The sequence below is a fragment of the Streptomyces sp. NPDC018031 genome (genome assembly GCF_044327625.1).
GTDB lineage: Bacteria > Actinomycetota > Actinomycetes > Streptomycetales > Streptomycetaceae > Streptomyces.
In genome coordinates this window covers 134,586-152,423 of sequence record NZ_JBIRFT010000004.1, presented here as the reverse complement: position 1 = coordinate 152,423, position 17,838 = coordinate 134,586, and the positions used below count along the sequence as shown (strand labels likewise).

The window sequence follows — 17,838 nt, the reverse complement described above, 5'->3', positions numbered from 1 at the left end:
TGTGTCCGTCACGCCAACCCGCGAATCATGGCTCCTGAGCATCTGGAACAGCGGCTTGGATGGCCGTGAACGGGACATGCTCACGAGGCGTCATGCCGGGGAGCCACTGGAGCCGATCGGGCGCTCTTACGGAGTATCCCGAGAACGTGCCCGTCAGGTGATGGCGGTCGCGGAGGAACGGGTGCTGTCCATGGCTGATCTACTCGGGGGCGATTGGCGCGAGGAAATCGCTGCCCGTCGTTCCACCCGCGGGTTCGTCTCGGAGGGTTCGTTGGCCAACGACTTGAAGGGCGACCCCAGTGGGGTCATGCGGTCCATCCTCCTACGGGGAATCGGGCTCCATGAGTGCCGAACCTGGGCCGGTACGGTGGCCGGCCTGTGGGCTTCGAACGAGGCGGCGCTGGAGCCGTACGTGAGAGAGCTGATCGCACGGGCGCCATTCCGAGAAGAGGAGCTCAGGGAGCTGGCAGCCGCACAGGACATCCCAGATTCTGTGCCCTTGGAAAGCATTCTCACGCATCCGCGCAGCCCTCTGACCCGAGGGCCGGCAGGAGCCTGGGTGCGCCGCCGAGCCAAGGGCCGCGATGCTGCCTACCTCTGGTTGGCCGACGAAGGAGAGCCGCGCCGAGCCGACACGATCAGTGTGGCGATCGGCGGCAAGGGGGAACGGGTCGTCGCGGAGGCGCTAAGGAGAGATGATCGCTTTCGTCTTATCCGGCCCGAGGGGACCTGGGCGCTTAGCGAGTGGTCGCTTCCGCAGGCCGGCAGTCACAGCAATGCTTTGGAAGCGATGCTCGAAGTGCTCGGCGAACATGGCCCGCTGAACCGGTCGGAATTGTTCGCGCTGACCGCGCGGTCGTATCCAGTGAGTGCCGCACGGCTGCAGCAGTGCCTTATCAGCGACAGGATCGGCATAACCTCGGACGGCCGGATCGATCTCGTCGAGAGGGGCGCGATGCCCATGGAGGAGAAGGAACCGCAGAGGCCCTCCCATCTGGTGACCGATGACACTGGCCAGATCGTCGGTGTACGGCTGAGGGTGGACCGGGAAATCCTCCGCGGTAGCGGGGTTATCGTGCACTCGTGGCTTACCTGGTACCTCGGCCTCCGCCTGGCGCCCATGTCCAGGAACTTCACGATGGACGACGGCTCAGGCGTCCTGACCATACGGCGCAATACGAGTGCCGCCCAGCTCTCCAGCGTCCGTACGCAAGTCATGTCCGCAGGTATGACGCAAGGTTGCGAGATGGGAGTGGTGCTGCGCCTCGATCACTCCACCGCATCGATTCGGCATGCGTGCGACCCAGCTGCATGCCCGGCGCGTCAACTGGACTGAAAACCCGGTCCTGCTCGCCTGGAGTGAGCGCATATAGCGAGTACACGTTCCGACTATTTTCTGATCTGTTTCCGCTGCCGAGTCGCGACGCGCCAGCTCTCGAATGATGTTTCGTATGGCGGCGCGCCGCCTGCTCAGGTGCCCCTCTCGCCGAGACGCAGCGCGCCGGACACGAAGGCCCGACCGAGAGCTCGCGTCTCCCTCGGTAGGGCCCACGTCGGTGTACCTGCCAGAGCTAGTTTCCTGCGGTCTGGCAGGTGGAGGAGGCTCCGGCGCGCTCGGCTGTGATCGCCTCTGCGCCGTCCCCTCCAGGAGCAACCAGCATCACTCCCACCCCCAGCATGAATCCCGCTCCCGCAGTCGCCACAGCGCCGGTCTTCCGTCGGAACCATCCGATGTCCCGCGCGAGACTCTCAACCGCATCGCTCTGATTACTCGTACCGTGCCGGCCGTCGCCCATGGGGCTCCTTCCCTCACTATCATTAAGCGTGGGTGATGTCCCCGAATATGTATGCCGACGTAACTACCCACAGAAATAGGAGTAGATGCATTTTGCAGGAGAAGCGTGAAAGGTGCCTATCGGCCTCTTCTCACGCGAGCGCAAGAATCCCTTGTGTCGCACAGGACGCCACCTGTCGTGCGGTGGCGCGGCAGCCCAAGTTGATTCTGAGTTGTATCCCCCTTTCATAGGGTGCGTTTCGCGTGGCATCACGCATTTATCGCTTCGCTAATCGGCGAGTCATGTCTATCAGGGTTTGATGGTCGCGGACTCCAACTCCGTGATTCTCGCGATGGCGACGAGCGGGAATTGGCCACCTTGCGGCAAGGGTGACCACCTACTCCGCACCTTGCCTTTTTGTGTGCAAGGATCCCGATTTGAATCTATTTTCTCGCCTCTCGGTGGAGGTGTAGGGCTTTCCTTGCGGAGTGAGGGTCGCGAGATATCTGCAGGTCAAGACGACCTGTCGCTACTACGCGAAAAAGCGGCCATCTGCAAGGTGGGTCCAAGAATGGCGGGATCACGTTGTTGGAGCTGTGGGGGGAGCGCTGGGTGATCTCCTCCCGGCACTTCCCTCCGACTCGTCGGAGCGGCCCAAGCTCCTCCGGCGGGGTGCAGACGCGATCAGTTCAGGTGGCGTGTGCACCGAATTTCACCGGGGTGGGAGAAGGGCCGAGTCAGGAAGCCAACAGTTGCAGGCGGGTGGTGGCCTCGGTGAGGACGTCGTCCCGTTTGCAGAAGGTGAAGCGGACCTGGCTGCGGCCGGCGTCGGGGTCGTCGTAGAAGACGGAGTTGGGGATGGCGACGACGCCGCAGCGTTCGGGGAGGGTGCGGCAGAAGGCGTAGGCGTCCTTCTCACCGAAGGGCGTGATGTCGGTGGTAATGAAGTACGTGCCCTCCGGCTGGTAGACCTCGAAGCCGGCCGCCAGAAGGCCGTCGCCGAGGAGGTCGCGCTTGCGTCGCAGGTCGACGCGGAAGCCGTCGAAGTACGTGTCCGGCAGCCGGAGTGCCTCGGCGATCGCGTACTGGAACGGGCCCGCGCTGACGTACGTCAGGTACTGCTTGGCGGTCCGGACCGCGGAGATGAGCGGGCCGTCCGCCATGACCCAGCCCACCTTCCAGCCGGTGAAGGAGAACGTCTTGCCGGCGGAAGAGATGGAGACGGTGCGCTCCCGCATGCCGGGCAGTGAGATCAGCGGGGTGTGTACGCCGTCGAAGACCAGGTGCTCGTACACCTCGTCGGTGACGACGAGCAGGTCGCGTTCGACCGCCAGCTCCGCGATGGCGGCCAGTTCCGCCGGAGTTAGCACCATGCCGGTCGGGTTGTGCGGGGAGTTGAGCAGCAGCAGCCGGGTGCGGGGGGTGACGGCGTCCCGCAGGGCGTCGAGGTCCGGGCGGAAGTCGGGGGCGCGCAGGGTGAGCGGCACCCGGGTGGCGCCCGCCATGGCGATGCAGGCCGCGTAGGAGTCGTAGTACGGCTCGAACGCGATGACCTCGTCGCCGGGCTCCAGCAGCGCGAGCAGGGTGGCCGCGATCGCCTCGGTGGCCCCCGCGGTGATCAGCACCTCGGTGTCCGGGTCGAAGGAGAGACCGTAGCGGCGCGACTGGTGTCCGGCGACGGCGGTGCGCAGTTCGGGGACGCCCGGGCCGGGCGGGTACTGGTTGCCCCGGCCGTCGCGCAGCGCGCGCACGGCCGCCTCGCGGATCTCCTCGGGGCCGTCGGTGTCCGGGAAGCCCTGGCCCAGGTTGATGGCGCCGGTCGCGGTGGCGAGCGCCGACATCTCCGCGAAGATCGTCGTACCGAGGCCGTCCAGCCTGCGGTTGAGCAGGGACCTGCCGCTCGTCTCCCGGTCACTTACCACCACTGCGGTCACTCCTCGATGCTCGACGCCGACCGTGCCGGGTCCATCCTCGCCGATGCGGCGGCGGAGCACAGCGGATGCCGAACCTCTGGACTTCCTCAACTCTGCTTTGACCCGGAAAGGGGGCGGGCAGAAGACCGGCAACGTGGTTTCCACGTACGGAGCGGGACCTCGCTTCGGGGGAGAGGTAAGGAGAGTGAGAGGTCCATGGAGTTCTTCTGGATCCCGGTGGGCATCGCCATGGTGATCGCCGTGGTGGCCATGGCCGCGTCCAAGGGTGGCGGGGGCGGCGGTCGGCGGGGCGGCGGCTGGTCGAGCGGCGGCGGCACCGGCTCGTCCTGCGGTGGCGGCGGCGCGTCGTGCGGCAGCAGCTCGTCCTGCGGCGGCGGCGGTGGCGGCGGCTGTGGTGGCGGCGGTGGCGGCGGCAGCTGACCCACCGCCCAAGGAACCACTGTTCGGTTGTCCGAACCTTTGCCCGGCGCGCCAGCGCGCGCCGGGCTCATTTCTGTTGAACAGGTGAACGCCTGTGCGCCCGAGGGGATGGAAACCCGGCGAACATGGGTAAAAGCGCTGTGGCGCCGCGCATTTCATGATTCTGTATTCCTGGACCCTACGGACCCCACGTAGGCACGAGCCGGCATACCCCCCGTTGCCTCTGGTCGATTCCAGGGCGGTCCGGCCCTCACCTTTTCTACTGCGTGCTTGCGGAGCCGATTCATGCTCACGACCCTGAAGACGGCCTACATCGACACCCGCGCGGCCGATCTCGCCTGGTGTCTGGGACGGGAGCCGCTTCCCGCCCTCGCCGTCAGACAACTCCAATTCGGCGGCACAGCAGTCCAGTTGAGACTGCTCGGTGCCTCACACCAAGTCATCCTGGACGGCGCGGACGGCACCTGCTCGGAGACGGTGGCGTGCATACCCGGCAGCAGCACCCCGCTGCCGCTGGGCGTCTCGACCCTCGTCGGCGACCGGGAGTACGAGTTCGCCGCGCGCGTCGAGACGCTCTCGCGCGGCTCTTTCGCGGGCCGGGCACAGGAACTGCTCGCGCTCGTCGCCGACCATCCGCACGGACTCGCCGGGACCTTCCCGGGCGATCCGCATGCCTTCACCGCGATGCTCGCCCAGCAGCACGACGGGCAGGTGGCGTGGCGGACCTGGCACGCCTATCCGCAGGAAGGGCAGCTGGTCGCCACCCGCACCCGGGTGAGCAGCCGGGTCGCCTCGTCGTCGCTCTGACGCCGGGCGCCTGGCTCCGGGCGGGTGGCTCCGAGCGCCTGGGTCTGGGCGCCTGGGTCTGGGCGCCTGGCTCCGGGGGCGTCCGGGCGTGTGGCTCCGGGGCCGGGCGCCGAGCGCCGGCGACGGGCGGCGGCCCTCGATGAACGCCCGCGGCCGGCCGGCCCCGACCCGCTGCCGCGATCCGCGCCGCCGTCCCGTGCCGCCGTTCCGTTCGTGGTCCGCGCCACGGGACGGTCCGTGGTCCGCGCCGCAGGGCGGTCCCGCGGGGGCCCGGTACTGCCGTCCGGTGGGCCGGGCGGGGCGTGGGCCGGGCCCGGAGGGGTGGCGGCGCGCGAAAGTTCCGCGCGAGGAGGGCTGCGCGGGGTCCGCGTGGGTAGGCTCGGTCGACATGGAGCATGAGGTGTTCGTTCCGTATCCCGTCGACACCGTCCGGCGGGCCCTGTCCGACCCGGCCCGTGTCGCCCGCAGCGTCCCGGGCCTCCAGCAGGACGCCGAACGGAGCTCGGGCCCGGTCGCCGGGCGGCTGCGGGTCCGTGTCGGCGGCCATACGATCACCTACCGCGGTTCCCTCGGCATCACCCCGCGCGACGACTCCTTCGAGGTCGAGGGTGAGGGCAGCGAGGTCCGCGGGGACGGTTCGGTGAAATTCGCGCTGACCGTGACCCCGACCGCGGCGGACGGCGGCACCCGGCTGGTCTGCTCCGGCACGCTGAGCTGCCGGGGACGGCTGGCCGAGTTCGACGACGCGACCACCGAACCGGTCGCCCGCCGGCTGCTCGACCGGTTCGGCGCCGGCCTCGGCGAGGGCATCAAGGGCCGTGCGGAGGACCGCGAAGGCGGCCCGGAGGACTCCGCGGCGCCGACCGGCCCGGCCAGGACCGACGACGCGGCGGCCGGTGCGGCCGGGACGGAGGACGGCACGGCGGCCGGTGCGGGCGGCACGGGCGACGACGCGGCGGCCGGTGCGCCGGAGCCCGCCGGGTCCGCCGAGGGCACATCTCCCCGGGCCGGTGGCGGCGGTGCGGCGGCCGGGACGGAGGACGAGGCGGAGCCGGAGCCGCCGGCGGACGCCGGTCCCGGCGCGGTGCCGGCGCGCCCGTCGTCGGTCTTCGACGCTGAGGTCCCCCCGCCGTCCCTGGACCCGCTCAGCGACGCGGATGCCGCTGACGACGCTGACGACGCCGATGACGCCAAGGACCCGGGCGCCCGGGCCGGCATCGGGCCGGACGACGACGTGGCCGACGCGGACGACGTGGCTGACATGGACGACGTGGCCGACGCGGACGACGAGGGCTTCGAGGTCATCGGCGGCGTCGACGGGCCGGACGGTGTCGCCGCGGCCGGGGGCGTCGACGGGGTCGACCCCCTCGCCCCGCTCGACGGCGGGGACGAGCCCCCCGCCGAGGCCGCGCACGCCCGCCGCACCATGATCGGCCGCAGCACCGAAGAGGTCGACCACGCCCCGCCGCGCGGCCGGTACGCACCGGTTCCCGCGGCGGATGCCGCTCCGGGCACCGCCACCCTGCGCTGGGCCGCCCCGGCGGCCGCGTTCGTGCTCGCCTCCGCCGTCGTGGTGGGCCGCCGGGTGCTGCGCCGCCGCCGCTGACCGGCCCCGGGCGGCACCCGGACCGAGGCGGCGCGCCCGGACCGGGGCAGCGCCCGGGCCGGGGTGCCACGCCCGGGCCGGGGTGCCACGCCCGGGCTGGGATGCCACGCCCGGGCCGGGATGGCGTGCTCGGACCGGGACGGCGCCGGGGCCGGGATACCCCGCCCGGGCCGGGATGGCGTACTCGAACCGGGACGGCGCGGAGTCCTGGTCGCCCGCACCACGCCTGCGGGGGCTGCTGCCCCGCAGCGGTCCCGGGCGCATAGGGTCGGAGCGTGACCACCCATGACGCAACGGAGACCAAGGACGTACGGCTGACCGCCGGGGACGCCGAGCTGATCGTTCTCCCGGACGACGGCTGCCGTGTCGGCTCGCTCCGCATCGGCGGTACGGAACTGCTGCGGCAGGGCGCCGGGTTCGGGTCGTTCCCGATGGTGCCCTGGTGCGGGCGGGTCGACGGGGGCCGGTTCCGCAACGGCGCCGTCGTCCACCAGCTGCCGGTCGACGCCCCGCCGCACGCCATCCACGGCACCGGCCGGCACTCCGCCTGGCGTACCGCGCTGACCGACGGCACCTCCGCCACCTTCATCCACGACCTCACCGACCCGTGGCCGTATCCCGGCCGGGTCACCCAGGTGTTCGAGCTGGCCCCGGACGCGCTCACCGTCACCATGGGGGTGGAGACCTTCGGTGACTCCTTCCCCGCCCAGGTCGGCTGGCACCCCTGGTTCCTGCGCAACCTCGGCCGGGGCGGCTCGGACGTCACGGTCGACTTCGCCCCCGAGTGGCAGGAGGAGCGCGGCGGGGACCACCTGCCCACCGGCCGCCGGATCGCGCCGCTGCCCGGCCCCTGGGACGACTGCTTCGGGATGCCGGACGGGGTGGACGTCACCCTCACCTGGCCGGGCGAACTGGAGCTGAAGGTCACCAGCCCCGCCGAGTGGGTGGTGGTCTACGACGAGCAGCCGGAGGCGGTCTGCGTGGAGCCGCAGTCCGGCCCGCCCAACGGGTTGAACACCCTGCCCCGGCTGGTCACCCCGATCGAGCCGCTGGAGGTGGCCACCACCTGGCGCTGGCGGCCGTCCCCCGGCCCGGCACCGCGCAACGACTAGGCTCGTCGGCATGAGCGATGCGCGTGACGCCCTGCTGCGGCAGATCAAGGACAAGGCCGTGGTCCACGGCAAGGTGACCCTCTCCTCCGGGCGGGAGGCCGACTACTACATCGACCTGCGCCGGGTCACCCTGGACGCCGAGGCGGCGCCGCTGGTCGGGCAGGTCATGCTCGACGCGACCGCGGACCTCGACTACGACGCGGTGGGCGGGCTGACCCTGGGCGCCGACCCGGTCGCCACCGCGATGCTGCACGCCGCCGCCGCGCGCGGCCGGAAGCTGGACGCGTACGTGGTCCGCAAGGCGCAGAAGACGCACGGGATGCAGCGCCGGATCGAGGGCCCGGACATCAAGGGCCGCCGGGTGCTGGTGGTCGAGGACACCTCCACCACCGGCGGTTCGCCGCTGACCGCGGTCGAGGCGGCCCGCGAGGCGGGCGCCGAGGTGGTGGCGGTGGCCACCATCGTGGACCGCGGCGCGGCGGCGGCGATCGCGGACGCCGGGCTGGCCTACGTCACCGGGTACTCGCTGGCCGACCTGGGCCTGGACTGAGCCGAACGGGGGACGGCGGATCCACGGCCCGTCCTCTGAGCTGGTGCTTCACCGAGGGGCGGGATGTTTCACGTGAAACGCCCCGCCCCTCTTTCGTGGGGTGGTCGAGGCACTGTGGGGAGTGTGCGAAGGAGTCTGGGAGGATGGCCCCGACGAGGACGTCGCCCCCCTAGGTCAGGGACACCGAACGAACCCCGTACTTCACAAGGAGCGGTCAGATGCCCATCGCATCCCCCGAGATCTACAACGAGATGCTTGACCGGGCGAAGGCAGGCAAGTTCGCCTACCCGGCGATCAACGTGACGTCGACCCAGACCCTGCACGCGGCCCTGCGTGGCTTCGCCGAGGCCGAGAGCGACGGCATCATCCAGATCTCCACCGGTGGCGCGGAGTTCCTGGGCGGCCAGTACAGCAAGGACATGGTCTCGGGTGCGGTCGCGCTGGCCGAGTTCGCGCACGTCGTCGCCGAGAAGTACCCGGTCAGCATCGCGCTCCACACCGACCACTGCCCCAAGGACAAGCTGGACGGCTATGTGCGTCCGCTGCTCGCGATCTCCCAGGAGCGTGTCGCGGCCGGGCGGCAGCCGCTCTTCCAGTCGCACATGTGGGACGGTTCGGCCGAGACGCTCGACGACAACCTGGCCATCGCGCGGGAGCTGCTCGCCGAGGCCGTCAAGGCCAGGATCATCCTGGAGGTCGAGATCACCCCGACCGGTGGTGAGGAGGACGGCGTCTCGCACGAGATCAACGACGAGCTGTACACCACCGTCGCCGACGCCGAGCGCACCGCCGAGGCCCTGGGGCTGGGCGAGAAGGGCCGCTACCTGCTGGCCGCCTCCTTCGGCAATGTCCACGGCGTCTACAAGCCGGGCAACGTCGTGCTCCGCCCCGAACTGCTCCGGGAGCTCCAGGACGGCGTCGCGGCCAAGCACGGCAAGGCCGACCCGTTCGACTTCGTCTTCCACGGCGGCTCCGGCTCCACCGAGGAGGAGATCCGCACCGCGCTGGAGAACGGCGTGGTGAAGATGAACCTGGACACCGACACCCAGTACGCCTTCACCCGCCCGGTGGCGGACCACATGTTCCGCAACTACGACGGGGTGCTCAAGGTCGACGGCGAGGTCGGCAACAAGAAGACCTACGACCCGCGCACCTGGGGCAAGGCGGCCGAGAAGAGCATGGCCGAGCGGGTCACCAAGGCCTGCGCCGATCTGCGCTCCACCGGCACCAAGCTGAAGTAGCCGGCTGCCCGGGCCGATCCGCCCGGGCCCACCGGTGGTCGCGACGGGCCCGGCAGCACGTCCCTGGGCGGGACGGGGTGCCGGGCCTTCGCCATGCCCCCGGGTCCTCGCCGTTCCGTGCCCGGCACGGCGCCATGCCCGCCCGGGTCTTCGCCATGCCCGCCCGGGTGCGGTGGGACCCGTGGTGGCGTCGGTGCGGCCGGGCCGGTGGCGGCGCCCGGTGCGTCGGTCCCGCGGTGGCCGGACGGTCGGAGGGCGGGGACGATCGGGGGTATGACCGAGTCCGTGCCGGCGGCCGCCGCGCCCGGTGCCGTCCGGCTCGCCACCCACACCGGCCGCTGGGTGCTGTTCACCACGGTGCTCGGCTCCAGCATGGCGCTGCTGGACAGCACGGTCGTCAATGTGGCGCTGCCCCGCATCGGTGCCGACCTCGGCGCCGACCTGGCGGTGCTCCAGTGGACCGTGAACGCCTACATGCTCACCCTGGCCGGGCTGATCCTGCTGGGTGGCGCGCTCGGCGACCGGTACGGACGGCGCCGGGTCTTCGTGGTCGGGGTGGTGTGGTTCGCCCTCGCCTCGCTGCTGTGCGGGCTGGCGCCGAACGCCGGGGTGCTGATCGCCGCCCGCGCCCTGCAGGGCGTCGGTGGCGCGCTGCTCACCCCCGGTTCCCTCGCGCTGATCCAGTCGACCTTCCAGCCGGACGACCGGGCCCGCGCGGTCGGGGCGTGGTCCGGCTTCGGCGGCGTCGGGGCCGCGGTCGGGCCGTTTCTCGGCGGCTGGCTGGTGGACGGTCCGGGCTGGCGGTGGGTGTTCTGGATCAACGTGCCGCTGGCCGCGCTCTGCGTGCCCGTCGCCCTGCGGTACGTGCCGGAGTCCCGGGATCCCCGGGCGCACGGCCGGTTCGACGTGACCGGGGCCGTGCTGGCCGCGCTCTCCCTCGGCGCGGTGACCTACGCCCTGATCGAGGCGCCGGGCCGGGGCGCGTCACCGGCCGTCCTGGGGTCGGCGGTGGGCGGGGTGCTGCTCGGGGTGGCGTTCCTGCGCCGGGAGCGGAGCACCCCCGCCCCGATGCTGCCGCTGTCCATCTTCGCCTCCCGGCAGTTCACCGCCGTCAACGCGGTGACGTTGTGCGTGTACGCGGCGTTCGGCGGCTTCTTCTTCCTCTCCGTGCTCCAGTTCCAGATCTCGCTCGGGTACTCGGCACTGGCCGCCGGGACCGCGCTGCTGCCCACCACCGTGCTGATGCTGCTGCTGTCGTCCCGCTCGGGCGAGCTGGGCGCCCGGATCGGTCCGCGGGTCCCGCTCACCGTCGGGCCGCTGCTCTGCGCGGCCGGGATGCTGCTGATGGTGCGGGTCGGGGAGGGCGCGGAGTACTGGCGCGACGTCCTGCCCGCGCTGCTCGTGCTGGGCCTGGGCATGGTGGTGCTGGTCGCCCCGCTCACCGCCACCGTGCTCGCCTCGGTGGACGTCGCCCGGGCCGGGCTGGCCAGCGGCATCAACAACGCCGCGGCCCGTGCCGCCGGGCTGGTCGCGGTTGCCGCGCTGCCACTGCTGGCGGGGATGGACCCGAACGACTACCGCTCGGCGGACCGGTTCACCGACGCGTTCCGGGCGGCCATGGCGATGTGCGCCGCGCTGCTGGTGCTCGGCGCGCTGGTCGCCTGGTGGACGGTACGGGCGGATGCGCTGGAGCCCGCCGCGCCGGGTGAGCCGCCGCGCTGCCACGCGGAGTGCCGTACGCACTGCGCGGTTTCCGCCCCGCCGCTGGACCCGGGGGACGAGGCGGCGGTCATCGGCGCGTCCGGCCGGGACGGTGGGGGCGGCGGGCCGGGCCGGGGCGAAGGGGGCCGGGGAGACGAAGAGGGCCGGGGAGGCGATGGGGGCCGGTGAGCCGGCGTCCCGGCGCCGGGTGGCGGCCGGCCGGCCCACCGGCCCGGCGGGGCCAGGCGTCCCGGGCCCGGTGACCGGCGACCGGGCACCGCCGGCCGGTGATCGCGCCCCGGTCACGCGCCCGCGCCGTCCGGCAGACTGGACCCATGTCCATTCACGAGAACCTGCTCGGGGGCCCGCCCCCGACCCACCTGCCCGACGACCCGGAGCCGCGGGAGCTGCTCGCATCCGGCGCGGCCCCCACCGAGGTCGCCGCGAAGTACCCGGCCTCCTCGCTGGCCTGGGCCCAGCTCGCCGACGAGGCGTTCGAGGCCGGGCGGGTGGTCGAGTCCTACGCGTACGCCCGTACCGGCTACCACCGGGGGCTGGACGCGCTGCGCCGGAACGGCTGGAAGGGCCACGGGCCGGTGCCGTTCGAGCACGAGCCGAACCGCGGCTTCCTGCGGGCGCTGCACGCGCTGGCCCGGGCCGCCCAGGCGATCGGCGAGCAGGAGGAGTACGAGCGCTGCTCCACGTTCCTGCGGGACAGCTCGCCCACCGCGGCGGACACCCTCTCCTGACGGCGGCCTCCCGGCGGTCGTGGGAGCCGGGCGGGCCCGTCCGTCGCGCAGGTCGCCCGGGCGGGCCCTTGCCGTACCCCCGTGGCGACACGGATGATGCGCTCAGAGCCCCGAGTGACCTCGGGGCTCTGAGGGGACCGGGGCTCCGATGCCGAGAGGAAGGGGCGGACCGCTACCCGGGAGCACGCAGTACGAGGAGACAGTGATGTCGCTGCATCACGATGCGCCCGACGCCCAGCACGGAAACGAGCCGGAGACCCCGAATCTCGATTTCCAGGGCTCGACCCCCTACGAGGACTACGTCCAGGCGGACGTCCTCACTCACCTCCAGCACCCGCTGTCGGAAGACCCTGGTGAGATGGTCTTCCTCGTCACCACGCAGGTGATGGAGCTGTGGTTCACCGTCATCGTCCACGAATGGCGGACCGCCGCGCAGGCGCTGCGCCAGGACGACCTGCCGACCGCGATGGCGGCGCTCAAGCGCTCCACCTACGAGCTGGAGTCGCTCAACGCCTCGTGGAAGCCGCTGGCCCATCTCACCCCCGGCCAGTTCAACGCCTACCGCTCGGCGCTCGGCGAGGGCTCCGGGTTCCAGTCCGCGATGTACCGCCGGATGGAGTTCCTGCTCGGCGAGAAGTCCGCGTCCATGCTCGTCCCGCACCGGGGCACGCCGCGGGTCCACGCCGAGCTGGAGAAGGCCCTCACCGAACCCAGCCTGTACGACGAGGTGCTCGCCTTCCTCGCCCGGCGGGGCCGCGCCGTCCCGGACACCGTCTTGGAGCGTGACCGGAGTCTGCGGTACGAGCCCGACCCGGCGGTGGAGCGGGTCTGGCAGGAGGTCTACACCGAGGCACGGGCCGACGAGAGCGACCTGATCCGCCTGGGTGAGGCGCTGACCGAGGTCGCCGAGCTGGTCTGGCGCTGGCGCAACGACCATCTGGTCGCCACGCGCCGGGCCATGGGCGCCAAGTCCGGAACCGGTGGTTCCGCGGGTGTCGCGTGGTTGGAGAAGCGCGCCACCAAGAACGTGTTCCCCGAGCTGTGGACGGCGCGCAGCCATGTCTGAGAAGCAGGTCATCCCCGAGCAGCCCACCCTCGCCACCGCACCGCGACCGGCCGGGCCGGCCGCCGAGGCGGCGGCACTCGACGCCGCGGACGGGCTCCGCGCGGTGCGGGAGCGGTTCGTCCTCGACGAGGACACCGTCTACCTCGACGGCAACTCGCTGGGCGCGCTGCCGCACTCCGTCCCGCCCCGGCTGGCCGAGGTCATCAGCCACGAGTGGGGCCGGATGCGCATCCGGTCCTGGGACGAGAGCGGCTGGTGGACGGCGCCGGAGCGGGTCGGCGACCGGATCGGCGCGCTGATCGGCGCGGCCCCGGGCCAGGTGGTCGTCTCCGACTCCACCAGCGTCAACGTCTTCAAGGCGGTGGTGGCCGCGGTCCGCATCGCGCAGGCCGACGCGGCGGACGGCGGGGCCCCGGCGCGGGACGAGATCCTGGTCGACGCCACCACCTTCCCCACCGACGGCTACATCGCCGAGTCGGCGGCCCGGATGACCGGCTGTGTGCTGCGGCCGGTCGCCCCCGGCGAGATCGCCACGGCGGTCGGCCCGCGCACCGCCGTGGCGCTGGTCAACCACGTCGACTACCGGACCGGCCGGCTGCACGACCTCCCCGGGGTCACCGCCGCCGTGCACGCGGCGGGCGCGCGCGTGGTGTGGGACCTGTGCCACAGCGCGGGCGCGCTCCCGGTGGGGCTGGACGAGCACGGCGTGGACTTCGCGGTCGGCTGCACGTACAAGTACCTCAACGGCGGGCCCGGCTCGCCCGCGTACCTGTACGTGGCCGGTGCCCTCCAGCCGCGGTTCGACTCCCCGCTGCCCGGCTGGAACTCCCACGCCGACCCGTTCGGCATGGCGTCGGCCTACGCCCCCGCCGCCGGGGCGGTCCGGGGCCGGGTCGGCACGCCGGACATCCTCTCGCTGCTCGCCCTGGAGGCGGCGCTCGACGCGTGGGACGGCATCGGGATCGGGACGGTACGCGCCAAGAGCCTGGCGCTGACCGACTTCTTCCTGCGCTGCGTCGCCGCGTACGTGCCGCCGGGGCGGGTGGAGACGGTGACGCCGCGGGCGCACGCCGAACGCGGCAGCCAGGTGTCCCTGCGCTGCGCGTCGGAGCCGGCCGGACCGGTGATGGCCGAGCTGATCCGGCGCGGCGTGGTCGGCGACTTCCGCCGCCCGGACGTGCTGCGGTTCGGCTTCACCCCGCTCTACACCGGCTTCGCCGACGTGGAGCGGGCGGCGCGGGTGCTGGCCGAGGTGCTCCGGGACCTCGGCCCGGACGGGCCCGGCGACGCCGCGGCGGGCTCCGGCGGCCCGGTCTCCGCGGTCGGCCCGGCCGGTGACGGCGCTCCGGCCGGCGACGGCGGCCCCGCCGGTACGGAGGCCGGTCCGCGGTGACCGCTCGACGCGAGCCCGAGGACGCCGCCCGGGTGCCGGGATCCGCACCGGCACCGGTACCGGTACCGGGCGGATCGCCCGGCGGTCCGGCCCCGGCCACCGCCCCGGCCGCCGCAGCGGTGGCCGCCGCGGCGGCCGAGGAGGAGGCCGTCTTCGGGCTCGCGTCGGCACCGCCCGACGCGACCGTCGCCTACGGCGGCCACCCGGACCAGATCGTCGACCTGTACCTGCCCGCCCCGGGGGCGGGCGGCGGCCGGCCGGACCCGGTGGACGGCGCGGACCCGGCGCGTGGCGCCGGCCCGGCCGGCGGCGCGGGCCCCGCGCCGATGGTGCTGCTGCTGCACGGAGGGTTCTGGCGGCAGGCGTACGACCGCTCCTACCTCACGCCGTGCGCGGCCGCGCTGGCCGCGGCCGGCCTCCCGGTGGCGCTCGCCGAGTACCGGCGGGCCGGCGGCGCCGGGGGCTGGCCGGAGACCTTCGAGGACATCGCCGCGGTACGGTCCGCCGTCCGGCGGCACCCGGCCGCGGCCGGCCGTCCCCTGGTGGTGGCCGGCCACTCGGCGGGCGGACACCTGGCCCTGTGGACGGCCGCCGCCGCCGACCGGGTGGTGGCCGTCGCCCCGGTCGCCGACCTGGCCCGCGCCCATGAGCTGGGGCTGAGCGGCGGCGCCGTCGCCGAACTGCTCGGCGGACCGGACCGGGTGGCGGAGCTGCTGCCGCGGACCGACCCGGTGCGGCTGCTGCCCGCCCCCACCCCGGTCACCATCCTGCACGGCACCGCCGACCCGGACGTCCCGGTCGAGCTGTCCCGCCGCTACGTGGCGGCCGCGCGGGCCCTGGCGGCCGCGCCGCGCCCGGGAACCGGCCGCCCCGGCGCGGCACCCGGCGCCGGTGCCCCCGGGCCGCTGCCGGTGCTCCGGGAACTCGACGGCGTCGGCCACTTCGCGCCGCTGACCCCCGGCACCGGTCCGTTCCGCGAACTGCTCGACGCGCTCCGGCACGCGCCGCCGGGCCGGTCCGCGGCGGCCGGGGCCGATTACGCTCCGGAGGCATGAGCACCGTGGCCGCGTTCGACCCGTGGAACCCGTCCTTCGTCGCCGACCCGTACCCGGTGTACGCGGAGCTGCGCGAAGCGGGGCGGGCCCACCATTTCGCCGACACCGACCAGTGGCTGATCCCGCGTCACGCCGATGTGAGCGCCCTGCTCCGCGACCGCCGGCTGGGCCGCACCTATCTGCACCGGTTCACCCACGAGGAGTTCGGCCGCACCCCGCCGCCCGCGGAACACGCGCCGTTCCACGTCCTCAACGACAGCGGGCTGCTCGATCTGGAAGCGCCCGACCACACCCGCATCCGCCGCCTGGTCTCCAAGGCGTTCACCCCGCGCACCGTGGAGGACCTCACCCCGACCGTCCAGCGGATGGCGGACGAACTGGTGGAGGAGCTGATCGCGGACGGCGGCGGCGATCTGATCGCGACCGTGGCGGAACCGCTGCCGGTCGCCGTCATCGCGGAGATGCTCGGCATTCCGGAGGCCGACCGGCCCCTGTTGCGCCCCTGGTCCGCGGACATCTGCGGGATGTACGAACTGAACCCGGGCGATGAGGCGGCGCGCCGGGCGGTCACCGCCTCGGTCGAGTTCTCCGCGTATCTGCGCGAGCTGATCGCCGCCCGTCGCGGGAACCCGGGCGACGACCTGATCAGCGCGCTGATCGAGGCGCACGACGAGGAGGACCGGCTCTCCGAGCAGGAGATGGTCTCCACCTGCGTACTGCTGCTCAACGCCGGGCACGAGGCGACGGTCAACACCACCGGCAACGGCTGGTGGACCCTCTTCCGCCACCCCGGGCAGCTGGCCGCGCTGCGGGACCGGCCGCGGGAGCTGCTGCCGTCCGCCATCGAGGAACTGCTCCGCTTCGACACGCCGCTGCAACTGTTCGAGCGCTGGGTGCTGGACGACATCGAGGTCGGCGGGACGGTCATCCCGCGGGGCAGCGAGGTGGCGCTGCTGTTCGGCTCGGCGAACCGCGATCCGGCCCGCTTCGACCGGCCGGACGTCCTGGACCTGTCCCGCGCGGACAACCCGCACCTGTCGTTCGGCGCGGGCATCCACTACTGCCTGGGCGCGCCGCTCGCCCGTATCGAACTCGCCGCGTCCTTCGGCGCGCTGCTGCGGCGCGCGCCCGGTCTGCGCCTGGTCCGGGAGCCGGAGTGGCGCCCCGGCTATGTGATCCGCGGCCTGCGCGAGCTGCTGGTCGAGGTCTGACCCACCGGCCCGGGACCGCCCCCGCCACGCCCGGCCGCTTCGCGCGGGTCCCGGAGTACCGGCCGGCGGCCCGCGCGCGTGTGTGCGTGCCGTCGCCGGGGCCGGGTGGCCGCGGGAGAGGTTCGTCCGGGCGTGCCGTGCCGGGGCCGGGCGGCCGGGCGAGGGTGAGATGCGTCGTCCGGGGCGTGTGCCGTGGCGGGCGGGGGCACCGGGCCCGCCCCGCCTGCCCGGCTTCGCACCGGTCCTCGACCCGCGGCGCGTGCTGCCGTCGCGGGCCGGTCTGCCGGGCGAGGTGTCGTGCGCGGCGCGGGCCCGCGCCGCCCGGGTGTGTGCCCTGCCGGGGCGAGGGTCACCGGGGCGGTGACGTGCGGCGGGCACGCCGGGCCGGGGCCAGGTGGACGGGGTGGCCTGCGTCGTCCGGGGACGCGCCGGGTCGGCGGCACCGGGTGCGACGTCGTCCGGGGGTGTGCCGCCGGGCCGCTCCGGTGGGGCGCGTCCGGAGCCGCCGTTCCGTCATCCACAGGCTGTGGATGACGGAACGGCCTGCGCCCGGCCACGGGTCGGCGCGGACCACCCAGCGGCCCGGCCGCCGCCCGCGGGGTCAGCGGACCCGGTAGACCTGCCCCGTCTGCGCGCCCTCGACCGAGCGGACGTACGCGGTCGCCACCCGCGCCGCCGGGACCGCCTCCATGCCGGCGAAGAACGGCCCGTACGCGGGCAGGGACTCCTCGGCCACCGCCGGGCTCACCGCGTTGATCCGCTGCGGAGGCAGTTCGATCGCCGCGGCACGCACGAAGGCCTCGACCGCGCCGTTCGCCGCCGACGCGGCCGCCCCGGCCACGATCGGCTCCTCCGTGAGGACGCCGCTGACCAGCGTGAACGAGCCGGTCGGGGAGATGTGCCGGGAGCCCTGGCGGACCAGCTCCAGCTGGCTCAGCGCCTTGCCGCGGAAGGTCGCCGCGATGTCGTCGGCGGTCAGTTCGCCCAGCGGCCGGAACACCGCGTCGCCCGCCGCGACCGCCACCGCGTCCAGCGGGCCGGCCGCCGCGTACAGCCGGGCCACCGCCGCCGGGTCGCTGACGTCCGCCACCAGGTCGCCGCCGGAGCGGCCCACTCCGATCACCTCGTGCCCGCGCGCCGCCAGCGCCTGACGCACCGCGCCGCCCAGGGTGCCGCCCGCGCCGATCAGAAGAATCCTCACAACCCCACCGTCCATCA

The 17,838-nt window shown here is 73.4% G+C and carries 15 protein-coding genes; 13 read left to right on the top strand and 2 right to left on the bottom strand.

Annotation, left to right across the window (positions count from 1 at the left end; genetic code table 11):
- Nucleotide 1: 1 nt before the first annotated feature.
- Entirely contained in the window at nucleotides 2–1,336 is a 1,335-nt protein-coding gene (locus ACH4B3_RS12990) for an RNA polymerase subunit sigma-70 (protein WP_398462870.1), read from the top strand.
- A gap of 1,176 nt (nucleotides 1,337–2,512) precedes the next feature.
- On the opposite strand, the gene ACH4B3_RS12985 is transcribed toward ACH4B3_RS12990, so the two are convergent.
- Complete coding sequence (locus tag ACH4B3_RS12985; RefSeq protein WP_398462869.1) at nucleotides 2,513–3,709, bottom strand: pyridoxal phosphate-dependent aminotransferase; 1,197 nt, start codon at nucleotides 3,707–3,709, stop codon at nucleotides 2,513–2,515.
- A gap of 195 nt (nucleotides 3,710–3,904) precedes the next feature.
- Here ACH4B3_RS12985 and ACH4B3_RS12980 point away from each other — a divergent pair, with 195 nt between their 5' ends.
- From ACH4B3_RS12980 to ACH4B3_RS12925, 12 genes are all read left to right on the top strand, one after another.
- A complete protein-coding gene (locus ACH4B3_RS12980; protein WP_398462868.1) occupies nucleotides 3,905–4,129 on the top strand; it encodes a hypothetical protein in 225 nt (74 codons plus the stop codon).
- 285 nt (nucleotides 4,130–4,414) lie between these two features.
- On the top strand, nucleotides 4,415–4,936 hold the full coding sequence (locus ACH4B3_RS12975; RefSeq protein ID WP_398462867.1) for a DUF2617 family protein: 522 nt from the start codon (nucleotides 4,415–4,417) through the stop codon (nucleotides 4,934–4,936).
- A gap of 388 nt (nucleotides 4,937–5,324) precedes the next feature.
- Nucleotides 5,325–6,542, top strand: a complete 1,218-nt coding sequence (locus ACH4B3_RS12970) for an SRPBCC family protein (RefSeq protein ID WP_398462866.1) — start codon at nucleotides 5,325–5,327, stop codon at nucleotides 6,540–6,542.
- A 275-nt stretch (nucleotides 6,543–6,817) separates the two neighbouring features.
- On the top strand, nucleotides 6,818–7,654 hold the full coding sequence (locus ACH4B3_RS12965) for an aldose 1-epimerase (protein ID WP_398462865.1): 837 nt from the start codon (nucleotides 6,818–6,820) through the stop codon (nucleotides 7,652–7,654).
- Nucleotides 7,655–7,664: 10 nt separating this feature from the next.
- A complete protein-coding gene (gene pyrE, locus ACH4B3_RS12960) occupies nucleotides 7,665–8,204 on the top strand; it encodes an orotate phosphoribosyltransferase (protein WP_398462864.1) in 540 nt (179 codons plus the stop codon).
- A gap of 218 nt (nucleotides 8,205–8,422) precedes the next feature.
- The gene (fbaA, locus tag ACH4B3_RS12955; protein WP_398462863.1) at nucleotides 8,423–9,445 is read left to right on the top strand and encodes a class II fructose-bisphosphate aldolase; all 1,023 of its coding nucleotides are present in this window, start codon (nucleotides 8,423–8,425) and stop codon (nucleotides 9,443–9,445) included.
- Between the two features lie 273 nt (nucleotides 9,446–9,718).
- Nucleotides 9,719–11,335, top strand: coding sequence for a DHA2 family efflux MFS transporter permease subunit (locus ACH4B3_RS12950; RefSeq protein WP_398462862.1), 1,617 nt, complete (start codon nucleotides 9,719–9,721; stop codon nucleotides 11,333–11,335).
- A gap of 146 nt (nucleotides 11,336–11,481) precedes the next feature.
- Nucleotides 11,482–11,895, top strand: a complete 414-nt coding sequence (locus ACH4B3_RS12945; RefSeq protein WP_398462861.1) for a DUF3151 domain-containing protein — start codon at nucleotides 11,482–11,484, stop codon at nucleotides 11,893–11,895.
- Between the two features lie 205 nt (nucleotides 11,896–12,100).
- Nucleotides 12,101–12,961, top strand: coding sequence for a tryptophan 2,3-dioxygenase family protein (locus tag ACH4B3_RS12940; RefSeq protein ID WP_398462860.1), 861 nt, complete (start codon nucleotides 12,101–12,103; stop codon nucleotides 12,959–12,961).
- Complete coding sequence (gene kynU / locus ACH4B3_RS12935; RefSeq protein ID WP_398462859.1) at nucleotides 12,954–14,354, top strand: kynureninase; 1,401 nt, start codon at nucleotides 12,954–12,956, stop codon at nucleotides 14,352–14,354. The genes ACH4B3_RS12940 and kynU overlap by 8 nt, the downstream gene beginning before the upstream one ends.
- Nucleotides 14,355–14,473: 119 nt before the next feature.
- The gene (locus tag ACH4B3_RS12930; protein ID WP_398463163.1) at nucleotides 14,474–15,409 is read left to right on the top strand and encodes an alpha/beta hydrolase family protein; all 936 of its coding nucleotides are present in this window, start codon (nucleotides 14,474–14,476) and stop codon (nucleotides 15,407–15,409) included.
- The gene (locus ACH4B3_RS12925) at nucleotides 15,406–16,620 is read left to right on the top strand and encodes a cytochrome P450 (RefSeq protein WP_398462858.1); all 1,215 of its coding nucleotides are present in this window, start codon (nucleotides 15,406–15,408) and stop codon (nucleotides 16,618–16,620) included. The genes ACH4B3_RS12930 and ACH4B3_RS12925 overlap by 4 nt, the downstream gene beginning before the upstream one ends.
- Before the next feature lie 601 nt (nucleotides 16,621–17,221).
- Here the strand turns inward: ACH4B3_RS12925 and ACH4B3_RS12920 are convergent.
- A complete protein-coding gene (locus ACH4B3_RS12920; protein ID WP_398462857.1) occupies nucleotides 17,222–17,821 on the bottom strand; it encodes a short chain dehydrogenase in 600 nt (199 codons plus the stop codon).
- Nucleotides 17,822–17,838: the final 17 nt, after the last annotated feature.

Coding starts and splice junctions, on each gene's coding strand:
- ACH4B3_RS12925 (WP_398462858.1), top strand. CDS start 15,406: ATGAGCACCGTGGCCGCGTTCGACCCGTGGAACCCGTCCTTCGTCGCC.
- pyrE (WP_398462864.1), top strand. CDS start 7,665: ATGAGCGATGCGCGTGACGCCCTGCTGCGGCAGATCAAGGACAAGGCC.
- ACH4B3_RS12975 (WP_398462867.1), top strand. CDS start 4,415: ATGCTCACGACCCTGAAGACGGCCTACATCGACACCCGCGCGGCCGAT.
- ACH4B3_RS12940 (WP_398462860.1), top strand. CDS start 12,101: ATGTCGCTGCATCACGATGCGCCCGACGCCCAGCACGGAAACGAGCCG.
- fbaA (WP_398462863.1), top strand. CDS start 8,423: ATGCCCATCGCATCCCCCGAGATCTACAACGAGATGCTTGACCGGGCG.
- ACH4B3_RS12945 (WP_398462861.1), top strand. CDS start 11,482: ATGTCCATTCACGAGAACCTGCTCGGGGGCCCGCCCCCGACCCACCTG.
- kynU (WP_398462859.1), top strand. CDS start 12,954: ATGTCTGAGAAGCAGGTCATCCCCGAGCAGCCCACCCTCGCCACCGCA.
- ACH4B3_RS12980 (WP_398462868.1), top strand. CDS start 3,905: ATGGAGTTCTTCTGGATCCCGGTGGGCATCGCCATGGTGATCGCCGTG.
- ACH4B3_RS12970 (WP_398462866.1), top strand. CDS start 5,325: ATGGAGCATGAGGTGTTCGTTCCGTATCCCGTCGACACCGTCCGGCGG.
- ACH4B3_RS12950 (WP_398462862.1), top strand. CDS start 9,719: ATGACCGAGTCCGTGCCGGCGGCCGCCGCGCCCGGTGCCGTCCGGCTC.